This window comes from Streptococcus sp. CCH8-C6, from assembly GCF_001557225.1.
In the GTDB taxonomy this organism is placed as follows: Bacteria; Bacillota; Bacilli; order Lactobacillales; family Streptococcaceae; genus Streptococcus; species Streptococcus sanguinis_C.
In genome coordinates this window covers 19149-32956 of record NZ_LSJN01000061.1, presented here as the reverse complement: position 1 = coordinate 32956, position 13808 = coordinate 19149, and the positions used below count along the sequence as shown (strand labels likewise).

General features: G+C 38.8%; 12 protein-coding genes. 11 read left to right on the top strand and 1 reads right to left on the bottom strand.

All coding sequences use genetic code 11. The annotated features are described in order from the left end of the window. Positions 1-6 precede the first annotated feature (6 nt). The 11 genes from AX677_RS05900 (at position 7) to AX677_RS05850 (ending at position 12765) form a co-directional block, all read left to right on the top strand. Positions 7-1383 carry a sugar transferase gene (locus tag AX677_RS05900; RefSeq protein ID WP_002931889.1) on the top strand — a complete coding sequence of 459 codons (1377 nt, stop codon included), beginning with the start codon at positions 7-9 and terminating at the stop codon, positions 1381-1383. A gap of 30 nt (positions 1384-1413) precedes the next feature. Beyond that, positions 1414-2586 (top strand): beta 1-4 rhamnosyltransferase Cps2T, encoded by a 1173-nt coding sequence (cps2T, locus tag AX677_RS05895; RefSeq protein WP_060976480.1) that lies wholly within the window; start codon positions 1414-1416, stop codon positions 2584-2586. Positions 2587-2589: 3 nt separating this feature from the next. Continuing rightward, the gene (locus AX677_RS05890) at positions 2590-3747 is read left to right on the top strand and encodes a glycosyltransferase family 4 protein (protein ID WP_060976479.1); all 1158 of its coding nucleotides are present in this window, start codon (positions 2590-2592) and stop codon (positions 3745-3747) included. A 2-nt stretch (positions 3748-3749) separates the two neighbouring features. Then, positions 3750-4748 (top strand): stealth conserved region 3 domain-containing protein, encoded by a 999-nt coding sequence (locus AX677_RS05885; RefSeq protein ID WP_002931897.1) that lies wholly within the window; start codon positions 3750-3752, stop codon positions 4746-4748. Between the two features lie 34 nt (positions 4749-4782). Then, positions 4783-5754 (top strand): glycosyltransferase family 2 protein, encoded by a 972-nt coding sequence (locus AX677_RS05880; protein ID WP_060976478.1) that lies wholly within the window; start codon positions 4783-4785, stop codon positions 5752-5754. A gap of 42 nt (positions 5755-5796) precedes the next feature. Then, positions 5797-6957, top strand: coding sequence for a hypothetical protein (locus AX677_RS05875; RefSeq protein WP_060976477.1), 1161 nt, complete (start codon positions 5797-5799; stop codon positions 6955-6957). Further along, positions 6954-8366 carry a flippase gene (locus AX677_RS05870; protein WP_060976476.1) on the top strand — a complete coding sequence of 471 codons (1413 nt, stop codon included), beginning with the start codon at positions 6954-6956 and terminating at the stop codon, positions 8364-8366. Before AX677_RS05875 ends, AX677_RS05870 begins: the two co-directional genes overlap by 4 nt. A gap of 9 nt (positions 8367-8375) precedes the next feature. Further along, positions 8376-9479: a UDP-galactopyranose mutase gene (gene glf, locus AX677_RS05865; protein ID WP_060976475.1), complete on the top strand. Its 1104-nt coding sequence runs from the start codon at positions 8376-8378 to the stop codon at positions 9477-9479. Between the two features lie 25 nt (positions 9480-9504). Continuing rightward, positions 9505-10560, top strand: coding sequence for a sugar transferase (locus AX677_RS05860; RefSeq protein ID WP_060976474.1), 1056 nt, complete (start codon positions 9505-9507; stop codon positions 10558-10560). A 29-nt stretch (positions 10561-10589) separates the two neighbouring features. Then, a complete protein-coding gene (gene galE, locus AX677_RS05855; protein WP_002931909.1) occupies positions 10590-11606 on the top strand; it encodes a UDP-glucose 4-epimerase GalE in 1017 nt (338 codons plus the stop codon). 184 nt (positions 11607-11790) lie between these two features. Further along, the gene (locus AX677_RS05850; RefSeq protein WP_060976473.1) at positions 11791-12765 is read left to right on the top strand and encodes an acyltransferase; all 975 of its coding nucleotides are present in this window, start codon (positions 11791-11793) and stop codon (positions 12763-12765) included. A gap of 71 nt (positions 12766-12836) precedes the next feature. On the opposite strand, the gene AX677_RS05845 is transcribed toward AX677_RS05850, so the two are convergent. After that, positions 12837-13712, bottom strand: a complete 876-nt coding sequence (locus AX677_RS05845; RefSeq protein WP_060976472.1) for an RluA family pseudouridine synthase — start codon at positions 13710-13712, stop codon at positions 12837-12839. Positions 13713-13808: the final 96 nt, after the last annotated feature.

The following is a 13808-nucleotide window of genomic DNA, read 5'->3' as shown; positions in this document are numbered from 1 at the left end:
CTTCTTATGTTTAAAGATAGGAAAGAATTTCAAAAAGCAGAACTTGGCTTTATTCAGCTTTTTGTCGTACTCTTTACTGGCTTTTTAGTAAGTCCTTTAAAAGAAACGGAGATTAATCAGTCTAGTATTTTAGTGTTGTCATTACTGCATATCATTGCTTTTTATGCGAGTGATTTCTACTATGAAATATTAAAACGAGGCTATTTAGAAGAATTTATTTTCACTATAAGATACAGCATCTTTTATAGCTTAGCAATTAGTTTTGTTTCTTTTATGATGGAAGATCGATTTTCGATATCTAGAAGAGGACTTGTCTACTTTGTTATTATAAATGCCACGTTAGTTTATTTTGTTAACTTGGCTTTTAAACGTTATCATAAGTCAGTCTATCCCAATTTAAAAAATAGTAAAAGAATTTTTCTAATTACTGCAGGAAATGCTTTGGAAAAAGTTTTTGATCGTTTACAGAGTTCGTCAGATATAGGGGGAAAAATTGTAGCAGTGTCTTTACTAGATGACGCTCCTTTTAGTAGCCCTAATACAAAAAATGTTCCCAAAGAGCAAATTATCTCTTTTGCGACACGTGAAGTAGTAGATGAAGTATTTATTAATCTTCCGAATGAAAGCTACAATATTGGTGAATTCGTTTCACAATTTGAAGCGATGGGAATTGATGTTTCTGTAAATATCAATGGATTAAGTTTTATTTCTATGGGAGAGAAACGGGTTCGAGAAGTTGCGGGTTTGAGTGTAGTCACTTTTTCAACAAACTTTTATAAGTATGGCCATGTGTTAGCGAAACGTATGTTGGATATTATTGGTTCTCTGGTCGGTCTCTTCTTCTGTGGCTTAGTTGCGCTTGTTTTAGTTCCACTTATCAAGAAAGATGGAGGGCCTGCTATCTTTGTGCAGGAGAGAATTGGAAAGAATGGACGACGCTTCAAGTTCTATAAGTTCCGGTCAATGTATACTGATGCGGAGGAACGGAAAAAAGATTTAATGTCGCAAAATACCATGGTCGGCGGAATGTTTAAAGTCAATGATGATCCACGGGTGACCCCTATAGGACGCTTTATTCGTAGAACCAGTTTGGACGAACTACCGCAGTTTTACAACGTTTTGATTGGTGATATGAGTCTGGTTGGGACACGACCGCCAACTGTGGATGAGTACGAGCAATATACACCAGAGCAAAAACGGCGTCTTAGTTTTAAGCCAGGAATCACAGGTCTTTGGCAGGTTAGCGGCCGTAGTCAAATTACAGACTTTAATGAAGTGGTACGCTTGGATGTTGCTTATATAGATGAATGGACGATTTGGTCAGACATCAAAATTTTGCTAAAGACATTTAGAGTCGTATTGGCTAGAGATGGAGCAAAGTAGGGGGAATTGTTTTTCGTAGTTAGGAGGAGTATGAAAAAGTCAGTCTATATCGTGGGATCTAAAGGTATCCCAGCTAAATATGGTGGATTTGAGACCTTTGTTGAGAAGTTAACTTCCTGCCAGGGAAATTCTAATATCCAGTACTATGTGGCTTGTATGAAGGAGAATTCAGCCAAGTCTGGGATTTCAGAAGATATTTTCGAGCACAACGGGGCTATTTGCTATAATATTGACGTGCCTAAGATTGGCCCAGCTCGAGCAATTGCCTACGATATTGCTGCACTAAATAAGGCTATTGAACTAGCTAAGCACAATCAAGATTCTGAGCCGATTTTCTACATTTTAGCTTGTAGAATTGGACCTTTTATCGGGAGTATCAAAAAGAAAATCAAAGCACTAGGGGGCAAGATACTTGTCAATCCCGATGGCCATGAATGGCTGCGAGCTAAATGGAGCATGCCAGTGCGCAAGTATTGGAAAATTTCCGAGGCGCTGATGGTTAAGCATGCAGATCTCTTGGTTTGTGATAGTGAGAATATCGAATCTTACATAAAAGCAGACTATGTGAGATATGCCCCAAAGACGACCTACATTGCCTATGGGACGGATACAAGCAAGTCTGAGCTGTCTGCTAACGATGAAAAAGTTCAGTCATGGTACCGGAAAAACGGAATTACTGAGAATGAGTATTACTTAGTTGTTGGGCGCTTTGTGCCAGAAAATAACTACCAAGCCATGATAAAGGGGGTTATGGCATCTCATTCTAAAAAAGACTTTGTTCTGATTACCAATGTTGAAGAAAACAAGTTTTACAATCAGTTGCTCAAAGACACAGGATTTGATAAAGATCCTAGAGTTAAGTTTGTTGGGACAGTTTATGACCAAGAATTGCTCAAGTACATTCGGGAGAATGCATTTGCCTATCTTCATGGCCACGAAGTTGGTGGGACAAATCCGTCTCTATTGGAGGCCTTGGCATCTACTAAATTAAATCTCTTATTGGATGTTGGTTTTAATCGTGAAGTAGGTCAGGATAGTGCTATCTACTGGAAAAAAGATGAACTAGCAGATGTGATTGAAAAAGTAGAGGAACTGTCACCGGAAGTAATCGCAGATTTGGATAGAAAATCAAATCAGCGCATTGCGGATGCATTTACCTGGGAGAAGATAGTAACAGATTACGAAAGCTTATTTGAAGGATAGGAAATGAAACGGATTTTATACTTACATGCTGGGGCAGAAATGTATGGGGCAGACAAGGTATTGTTGGAGCTCATTAAGGAACTGGATAAAGATGAATTTGATCCTCATGTAATCCTGCCAAATGATGGTCCGCTAGTAGAGTCTTTGCGACAGGTTGGAGCTCAGGTTAGCGTGCTGGATTACCCGATTTTACGAAGGAAGTATTTTAATCCCAAAGGCATTGCCGACTATATTCGCTCTTATAATTTCTATGCTAAGCAAATCGCCCTCTATGCTCGAGAACACAGTATAGATATGGTTCACAATAATACAGCGGCTGTTTTGGAGGGCATCTATTTGAAACGCAAGCTCAAGCTGCCTTTGATTTGGCATGTTCATGAGATCATCGTCAAACCCAAAGCTATTTCTGACTTTATCAATATGCTCATGGGACGATATGCAGACAAGATTGTGACGGTGTCCCAAGCGGTCGCTAATCATATCAAGCAGTCTCCCTTTATCAAAGATAGCCAAGTGGAAGTGATTTATAACGGTGTCGATAATGCTGTCTATTATCCAAAGGATGCGTCTTCTATTCGTGAAAAATTTGACATTGCGCAAGATGCACTTGTGATTGGCATGATTGGTCGGGTCAATGCTATCAAAGGACAAAATGATTTCATAGAAGCAGTCGAGCCACTTTTGGAAAAGAATGAGCAAGCGGTGGCTTTCCTAGCTGGAGGTGTTTTTCCTGGTGAAGAATGGCGCTTAGAAGAACTAGATAAGAGAATAGCTTCTTCATCTGTTGTGTCACAAATTCATCGTATTGATTACTACGATAAGACTTCTGAACTTTATAATATGTTTGATATCTTTGTCTTACCAAGTATAAAACCTGATTCCCTACCTACAGTAGTCCTAGAAGCCATGGCTTGTTCAAAACCAGTTGTTGGTTATAACAATGGGGGAATAGCTGAAATGGTAGTAGATGACAAAAGTGGTTGCTTAGTCAAACCAAATCGTCCTCAAGAACTTTCTAATGCCATTTCTCTCTTACTAGATAGTTCTGAAAAAAGAGAAAAATTTGGGCGAGTAGGATATCAGAGACAAAAAGAGCTGTTTTCTTTGGAGAGTTACATCAAGAACTTTTCGGAGTTGTATAAAACAGATAGAAAAGATTAGTTATGAATAAAATAGATTTTGTTGTTACTTGGGTTGATGGGAATAATCCTGTGTGGCAAGAAAAAAAATCAATCTATGATGGCTCGGTTAATACTTCTAAACAGAGTATGAATTCAGTCAAGGCTTACCGAGAATGGGGGACCTTTAAATATTGGTTTAGAGGAGTTGAAAAATTTGCTCCTTGGGTCAATAAGGTCTACCTCGTGACCGACCAGCAAAAGCCAAGCTGGTTAGATATAAATAGTGAAAAATTGGTGTTGGTAGATCATACAGAGATTATCTGTAATGACTACCTGCCAGTTTTTTCTGCCAATCCTATCGAAAGTAACATCCATCGAATCCCTGGTCTCTCAGAGCATTTTGTTTTTTTTAATGACGATATGTATTTGACAGCTCCAGTCGAGCCGACAGATTTTTTCTCAGAGGATGGTTTACCCAAATATAATACGGCTCTTTCACCGATTATTCCTGAGCGATATGGAACGGGGAATTTTCAGATAAATGACATGGAGATTGTCACTAGCTATTTCAGTCGAAATGAAATTTTGAAGAATGGCCAATTCTTTGATCCAAAGCAGGGATTAAAAAGTATCGTTAAGTCGCTACTATATAGAAACAGTCGGTTTATCTGTGGTTTCTGGGAGAGTCATCTGCCCTATCCTCTACTAAGATCAACGATGAACTTGGTATGGGAAAAGGAAAAAGCTGTCTTGGAAAGAACCTCGGCTAGTCGCTTTAGAAATCCTTCTGATACCAATGTTTGGCTCTTTAAGTATTGGCAGATTGCCAGTGGTCAATACGCTGTCGGAAATCCTAAGTTGGGGGGACTCTTTTCTTTGGATAATGCCGGACCAGATTTTTGGAAGATACTAAATTCTGGCAAATACCAAATTATGTGTATCAATGATGGATTTAACATTCAAGACGAGGAGCAGGTGATGACAGACTTTATCAAGGCTATGGATCAACTGCTTCCAGATAGAAGCTCATTTGAGATTTAAACTGTAAAACTAAGTAAGAGAAAGAAAAGAAAATATGATCTCGGTAATTGTGCCTGTTTATAATGTGGAGGACTACCTTCATTATGCCATGGAGAGTTTGGAACATCAGACTTACAAGGATATGGAAGTCCTCTTGATTGATGATGGCTCGAGTGATGGATCAGGACAGTTATGTGACCAGTATGCCCAGCAGTATGATTGGGTGACTAGCTACCACAAGGTGAATGGTGGATTGTCTGATGCTCGTAACTATGGGGTCTTGAAAGCCAAGGGTAACTGGATTACCTTCCTTGATCCGGACGACTATTTGGAACCTTGCACCTTAGAACTGCTAGCAGAGCTACAAAATCGTACCCAAGCAGATATGGTTAGTTGTAAAGTAGAGCCGACAGCTCACTATCATCGTTCTCAAAATTTTCACTTTGAAAAGCTTGATCTAGACCAAGTTAAGGTCTACAACAAGGCAAAGGCTCTAACTGAGATGCTTTACGGGGACCTTGTAACGGTCTCTGCTTGTGGTAAACTCTATCGGAAAGAACTACTTGAAAAAACTCCCTTCCCCAAGGGGCGCATCTACGAAGACCTCTATGTTATCAGCGAGCATCTCAATCAAGCCCAATCCGTGGCCTTGTACCATCTTCCGATTTACCATTATTACCATAGACCTGGTAGCATTACTGCCTCGGCTTTCACACCCAAACAATATGAGTTTTACGAAGCAATTAATCATTTAAAAGAGGTTGTGAATACAGCCTATCCTGAGAGTTCTGAACTCCAAGAAGCCATCATTTCACGCTTCTTTACGGGAAGTCTTCTTATCTTTACGATGATTCAGGATGGAAATCCATCAGAGTTCAAGCGTCTTCAGGAACAGACAAGACCTTATTTGTCTCTTGTCTTGAAGAATGCTAGAGTTAGTAAGAAACGTAAGATTTTGTATGTTTTAATTACTAAGTATCCACGACTCTATTTTCACTTTAAAAGGTGGAAAAAAAGAATGCAATGAAAAATTGAAAGAAGTATTAGAGATTAGAAAAGGAAAAAGAAAATGTTAAGGATTGAACGTGATAAATTGCTTGTAACAGCAGTTTTAATAGTGTTAATTTCTATAGATATGATAAACACTTCTATGTTAGCACCGATTTTGCCTAATATTCCTAATGTGCTTCCTTTTTTGGCGATTTTGTTACTAGCTGTACGTTTTTCTTATATTCGCCACTATTCTTTAAGTTATTTAATTTTTGCGCCATTTCTTATTTTTGTAGGATTTATGGTTTATTATAAAGCTGGAAATCTTAATGCTTTAATGTATACGATGCTGATTGTCTTTCTTTATGATGCTGATATGGAAAGTGTGCTCAAAACGTATACTATAACAGCCTTGTTTTTTGTCGTATTAATTACTGTACTATCCTCAATAGGAGTCATTCCAAACTTGCAGTTCGTTCAGTCTAGATCTGCCGGAGTTGTTGTTCGCAATTCCTTTGGATTTATTTATCCAACGGACTTTGCTTCCCATTGTTTCTATCTTTATACTGCTTTTTCTTACATCTTTAGAAAAAGATTTATTATTTTACGAACTTTTTTAGGATTGGGACTATCCTATTTTATCATTCGTTATTGCGACGCTCGTCTGAACGCGGCATCTATAGCTATAATGTCTCTCATTTTCCTTTATTTTTATATCCGAAAGAATAAGCCATTACGACTTTTTGCAGTACTCCCTTTGTCAGCGGGTATAGCATCGTCAGTCATGATCTATCTGTCCAATAAGTTTACTTGGTCCCAGCCTATATATGTTGCATTAAATAACTTTTTTAGCATGAGATTGCATTTAGGCCATGAAGCATTTAAAAAATATGACATTCAATGGTTTGGTACTCGTGGAATATCATTTGTTGGTTATGGAGGACGTACAGAATCCGTATTGAGCTATGACTATGTAGACTCTTCCTATGTTCAGATGTTGTTTACCTATGGGATGATTCCAGTAATTCTATTGGTTTGTCTATATATGATGCGGTCGTGGACCCTTTATCGTGAAAAAGATCATCTATTACTTGCTGTTTTGTCTTTGATTGCGGTCAACTGTATGTTTGAAGCCTTCTGGGTTCGTCCGTCTTATAATATTTTTATGTTTATTACATTTGCAGCATTGCCAGTGGGAGAACTGTTATCAAAGAAATCTAAAACGAGGAACTCTGTGTGAGAGTATTAAAAAATTATTTATACAATCTATCTTATCAGTTGCTAATAATTGTTTTACCAGTCATTACTACGCCTTATATCACTCGAGTTTTTTCATCTAGCGCCTTAGGTTCCTACGGATACTACAACTCAATAGTGACCTATTTTATACTTTTAGCAACACTTGGCGTGGCTAATTATGGAACCAAGGAGATCTCAGGACATCGCAAAGAGGTTCAGAAGACCTTCTGGGGAATCTATAGTTTGCAGGTTTTGGCGACTTGTTTGGCGCTTGTTCTTTATATTGCTGTGTGCCTAATCATTCCATCCATGAATAATCTGATAGCCTATATTTTGGGATTCAGTTTACTTTCTAGAGGTCTAGATATTTCCTGGCTTTTTCAAGGGATGGAAGACTTTAAAAAAATCACGGTTCGGAATACAGCTGTTAAACTCCTAGGAGTTGCTTCTATTTTTATCTTTGTAAAAAAACCTTCTGATTTATATCTGTATATTGTACTGCTGGTTGGCTATGACTTGCTGGGACAATTGAGCATGTGGCTTCCAGCTAGAGAACATATAGGCAGACCTCATCTAGACATAGTTTATGCTAAGCAGCATATTAAACCGGTTATTTTATTGTTTTTACCCCAGATTGCTATTTCACTTTATATCACTTTAGATAGGACCATGTTAGGTGCCTTGTCTTCGACAACAGATGTAGGGATTTATGATCAGGCTCTCAAGTTTTTAAATATTTTGTTGACGATTGTGACTTCCCTAGGGAGTGTCATGTTACCGAGAGTATCCAATCTTCTGTCATCAGGTAATCAAAAAGCAGTTAATAAGTTGCATGAAATGTCCTTCTTGGTCTATAATTTAGTAATATTTCCGATGGTTGCTGGTATTTTGATTGTTAACAAAGATTTTGTCAATTTTTTCTTGGGCAAAGACTTCCAAGATGCACGCTATGCAATTGCTATTATGGTCTTTAGAATGTTCTTTATTGGCTGGACTAATATCATGGGGATTCAGATTCTGATTTCTCATAATAAGAATCGTGAGTTCATGTTATCTACGACCATTCCGGCTTTCTTTAGTGTAGGATTGAATATCTTATTGATTCCATCTCTAGGTTATATCGGTGCATCTATCGTTTCGGTAGCCACTGAAGGTTTGGTCTGGTTGATTCAGCTTTATTTCACTCGATCTTATTTGAAAGAGATAAAGATTCTTCCATCTATGTTGAAAATACTGGCTGCTTCGCTAGTCATGTACGGAATTTTGTATGTCATCCAGCCTTTGATTCACTTTCCTTCCGTTGTCAATGTATTGATTAGTGCGTTATTGGGATTATTAATCTATGCTGGATTAGTGTTAGCGTTGCGTGTCTTGAATGTTCAAGAATTGAAAAGTGTATTTAAGAAATAAGGATATGTTATGTATGATTATTTAATTGTTGGTGCGGGACTTTCAGGAGCTATTTTTGCTCATGAAGCTACGAATCGCGGCAAAACTGTTAAGGTGATTGATAAAAGAGACCATATTGGCGGGAATATCTACTGTGAAAATGTTGAGGGAATTAATGTCCATAAATATGGAGCCCATATTTTTCATACATCTAACAAGGAAGTTTGGGATTATGTGAATCAATTTGCTGAATTTAACAACTATATCAATTCACCTCTAGCCAATTATCAAGGTCAGCTTTATAATCTTCCTTTCAATATGAATACCTTTTATGGCTTGTGGGGGACTAAAACGCCACAAGAAGTCAAGGATAAGATTGCAGAGCAGACAACCCATATGCAAGATGTTGAACCCAAAAATTTGGAAGAACAAGCTATTAAGCTGATTGGAACGGATGTATATGAGAAGCTAATCAAAGGCTACACAGAAAAGCAGTGGGGGCGTTCAGCGACAGATTTACCACCTTTTATCATCAAGCGTCTACCTGTACGTCTGACTTATGACAACAATTATTTTAATGACCGTTATCAAGGGATTCCAATTGGCGGGTATAATGTAATAGTTGAAAAATTATTAGAGGGTATTGAACTGGAGCTTGGTACGGATTTCTTTGAAGATCGTGAGAGATGGGAAGCGTCAGCTCAAAAGATTGTCTTTACTGGAATGATTGATCAGTATTTTGATTACAAATTTGGTGAGTTAGAGTATCGTAGTTTGCGTTTTGAACATGAAGTTTTAGACGAAGCGAACTATCAAGGGAACGCTGTCATCAACTACACTGAGCGTACAATTCCTTATACACGTATCATTGAGCACAAGCATTTTGAGTTTGGGACTCAGGAGAAGACGGTCATCACTCGGGAATATCCAGCGGATTGGAAAAGGGGAGACGAGCCTTATTACCCAATAAATGATCAGAAAAATAACGAAGTCTATGCGCAATATTTGGCAGAATCTAAGAAGAACGATAGAGTTATCTTTTGTGGGCGCTTGGCAGATTATAAATACTACGATATGCACGTAACCATAGAGCGTGCACTGGATGTTGTTAAAGAGGAATTGGGAAATTTTTAGGAATAATGGGAGATAAAGAGGACAAATGGTCAAGTATTATCTAAAAGATTCATTTCTGCATAATGAGCATAAAAAAAATGCGGGAAATAAGGCGCGAGACGATGCGGAAGCAATCCTAATATCAGCAGGGTATAGGGGGCTAGCTCTTCGAGTAGAAAATTGGTACGAAATGAATTTTTTAAAGGCTCAGGAGCACAAATATCGTGCGATGAAAGCTGCTTTCGATCAGTTAGGTGATGGGGATGAATTACTAATTCAGTTTCCCATTATCCATCATACGTTTTTCATTTCTTCATTGATAAAGCGAGCACAAAAAAGGGGTGTAAAACTATATCTATTAATCCATGATGTGGAGACTTTGAGAAATTCGGCAGCATCTACAGTTAAGTTCCGTCATAAGTTAAGGAATTATTTTCAAGAAAAAAAGACCTTTCGACTTGTAAATGGTATAATAGTTCATAATGATACTATGAAGAAAGTTTTGTTCGAGCAAGGTGTACCGATGGAACAAATGGTTAGCTTAGAAATTTTTGATTATTTGACTCCAGATTTTGATAAGAAGACAAGGCCTCAAAAAGATTTTCCTATTATGGTTGCTGGTAATTTGACGCCTAGTAAAGCGGGATATTTATACGCTTTGCCGGATAAACCTTCGTTTAATCTTTATGGAGTTGGATTTGATGAAAGTCGTTCTTCGAAGAATACGAGTTACTTTGGATCTTTTATGCCAGATGAGCTCCTTTCAGCACTAGTTGGAAGTTTTGGGTTAGTTTGGGATGGCGATAGCGCAGAAACTTGCCAAGGCACATATGGGAATTACCTACGTTTTAATAATTCCCACAAAGCTTCTTTGTATTTGGCAGCAGGATTTCCTGTAGTGGTATGGAAAGAGTCGGCTCTAGCTCATTTTATGTTAAAACAGAAATGTGGTATTGCAGTTTCTTCTCTCTATGATCTAGAAACAGAACTAAGCAACTTAACAGAGGAAGAATACAACGAATTGGTAAGAAATGCTCGAAGGATTGGCAGCCAACTTCAGGAAGGGAAATATCTGCTAACTGCACTAGCAAAATTAAAATGAATTTTAGGGTTTACGAGGAGGGATGACTCATGAAAAGAATTTTAGTTACAGGAGGAGCGGGCTATATAGGAAGCCACACAGTGGTTGAGTTAATAGCAGCAGGCTATGAAGCCATTATTGTCGATAACTTTTCAAATAGCTCTGTAGAAGTATTGGATAGGTTGAAAACTATCACAGGAGTAGAGGTTCCGTTTTACAAGGGTTCTATTTCGGATAAAGATTTTATGAATCGGGTTTTTGAAGAGAATCAAATTGATGCAGTAATCCATTTTGCAGCATACAAAGCTGTAGGGGAATCAGTGCAAGAACCACTAAAATATTATAAGAATAATGTATGTGGGACCATCTCTTTGCTTGATGTTATGAAGTTGCACAAAGTGGAACATATTATCTTTAGTTCAAGTGCTACTGTCTATGGTATGAATAATATTTCACCATTGACAGAAGATTTATCTACTTCAGCGACCAATCCATATGGTTATACCAAGCTGATGATGGAGCAGATTTTGACGGATGTTGCTCTTGCAAATTCAGATTGGTCTGTAACCAATCTTCGTTACTTCAATCCAATTGGTGCTCACGAGTCTGGTATGATTGGTGAGGCCCCAAATGGAATTCCTAATAATCTCATGCCTTATATTACTCAGGTTGCGGTCGGTAAATTACAAGAGCTTAGCGTTTTCGGAAATGATTATGATACGCACGACGGTACAGGAGTGCGGGATTATATCCATGTAGTCGACTTAGCCAAGGGTCATGTTTTGGCTTTGAAACATAATTTAGAAAACAAAGGAGTTGCTGTCTTCAATCTTGGTACAGGGATTGGTTATAGTGTACTGGATATGGTTAAAGCCTTTGAAAATGTCAATGGAGTGAAAGTTCCTTATGCTATCAAGGAGAGACGGCCTGGAGATGTGGCGACTTGCTATGCCGATGCAAGTAAAGCGAATGACATTTTGGGCTGGAAAGCTGAGAAAACTCTCCAAGATATGATGCGAGATTCTTGGAGATGGCAAAGCTCAAATCCTAATGGCTATGAAAGCTAACATAGAATATCAGTCAGGTGAATAAAACTCTTTTGTAATAGTGCAGAAGAGTTTTTCTATATAAGAGCTGTCTTCTCCTACAGATGCAAAACTTTTTAAAGAATGTCATCAATTGATATGTTTTTTAATGGGCATGTAATCTGGTCTTGATGAGCTGTAATAATAAACATGCTATAATGTCTGCATGAAGACTGAAAACACAACTTTGCACGCTTTTAAAGCCCTAGCTTGCTTTAGTATTGTTTCCTTACACTTTCTGCTTCCGGGGCAATTTGGCGTTTTTTATCAAATTGTGGCCCGCTTTGCAGTTCCCTTTTTCATGATGCTGTCGGGCTATTTTTCCTATAATATTTCCAAAGATAAGGTCAAATATCGTCTCAAGCAAATGCTCCTTTTGACAACTGCAAGTCTCCTGTTTTACACGATTGTGCATTTTGTCAACCTAGTGCTGACCAGAGAACTAACAGAAAAGATGGCATCTATAGACCTATCTGATTTTACAAACTTTTTCCTCTTTAACAGTCCCAGAGACTTGATTGGTTCAGCTGCTACACCGACTTGGTATTTGCTGGCTATCTCCTATATCTATACGCTTTATCTGGTTTTTTATAAGCATTTCCACCGTTTAACTAGCTTTGGTGTGTCCTTATTCTTGTTGGTTCTGGCCTTTTGTATCGAGTTCAATACAGATAGCGAATTTTACTATCGAAACTTCCTGTTTATGGGTCTTCCCTTTTTTATTCTAGGCATGCAGTTTGCCAAGCATCGGGATTGGATTTTATCCTACGACTTGTCTTCTGTCAGGAAATGGGCGATTGGCCTGGGAATAGCGGGTTTGATTTTGCTTGAGTACTGTTTCATGGGTACGGAGTACGACCTATATCCTAGTACTCTTTTCTCATCCAGTGCAATTTTCCTCTATGCGGTCAGAAATGGGGCCAACATTGATATTCCGATTTTGAATAATATTGCCAAAAAGTACGCCACCATGATTTATATCATCCATCCTTTTATTATCTTCGTTTTCAGGTCGATAATGCCTCGGAATACTATTTATAGTTTTGGCTTTTTTATCATTTTCTTACTGTCTTATTTGCTGAGCATAGTTTTTCAGAAAGCTATCGGGCCCAGACTTATCAGTGCACTTCCGGCTCAGTGATGTAAGTTATCATAGCTTATCCTCTTCACTCCAAACTAAAAGCAACAGATCATACTGTTGCTTTTCTTGGTCTATCTTGGGTTTAGACTGCTCAATACTTTTTCAAAACTGTCAGAGCGGGCTTCGATGGTTATTTTTTCTAGCGTAAAAGGGTGGGTGAAGGTCAGCCGATGGGCATGGAGCATAAGCCGCCCTTTGGGCTGCGGATGATAAAGTGGGTCACCGATAAGTGGGTGTCCGTGGTGAGCTAGATGAACACGGATCTGATGGGTGCGTCCAGTCTTGAGTTGGCATTTGACCAAGGCAGCCTGCCCAAATTGCTTGACCCTAGTCACATGGGTCTCTGCATAGAGTCCTTTTCGGGGGTCAACCAGCCGTTTCCTGCGGTCATGGCGGTCGCGGCCAATCTTGTCTTTATAGATAAGCTTTTTGCTTGGGAACTTGCCTTGGACCAGAGCCCAATATTCGCGGCTGATTTCTCGCTTTTCCAGCAGCCGATTGAGGATGGGCAGGACAAAGGGATTCTTGGCAAAGAGGACAGCACCGCTGGTTTCTTTATCTAGCCGGTGAACGACATAGCAGGTCTCACCGACATAGGCGGAAACATGATTAAGAAGGGCTAGCTCTGTTGGTTCATTAGCGTGGGTTTTCATACCCTCGGGTTTATTGACGATAATGAGGTGCTGGTCCTGATAGAGCTCCTCTACGAGTTCGCCATTTCCAAACAAGATTGTCTTTTGAGGGTAATCCTCTTCATCAAATATCAGGCAGATGTCATCTCCAGGTTTGACTACAGTCTGCCAGTTGATAGCTAGACCGTTGACGGACACATGCTTCTTGGTCCGCAGAAAATGACGGATTTTTCGCGGAATGAGAAATTGTTCTTCCAGCAGCTCTTTGACTGTCATAGCGGGCAGTCCATCTGGGATAGTCAGTGTAAATTTCATACATTTATTGTAGCAGAAAGCCTGCTGTTTGGAAACAGGCAGTGTCGGGTAAGACTTGCTGCAGAGGCTTTTAAAAGGCTATTTAATATACTCTTT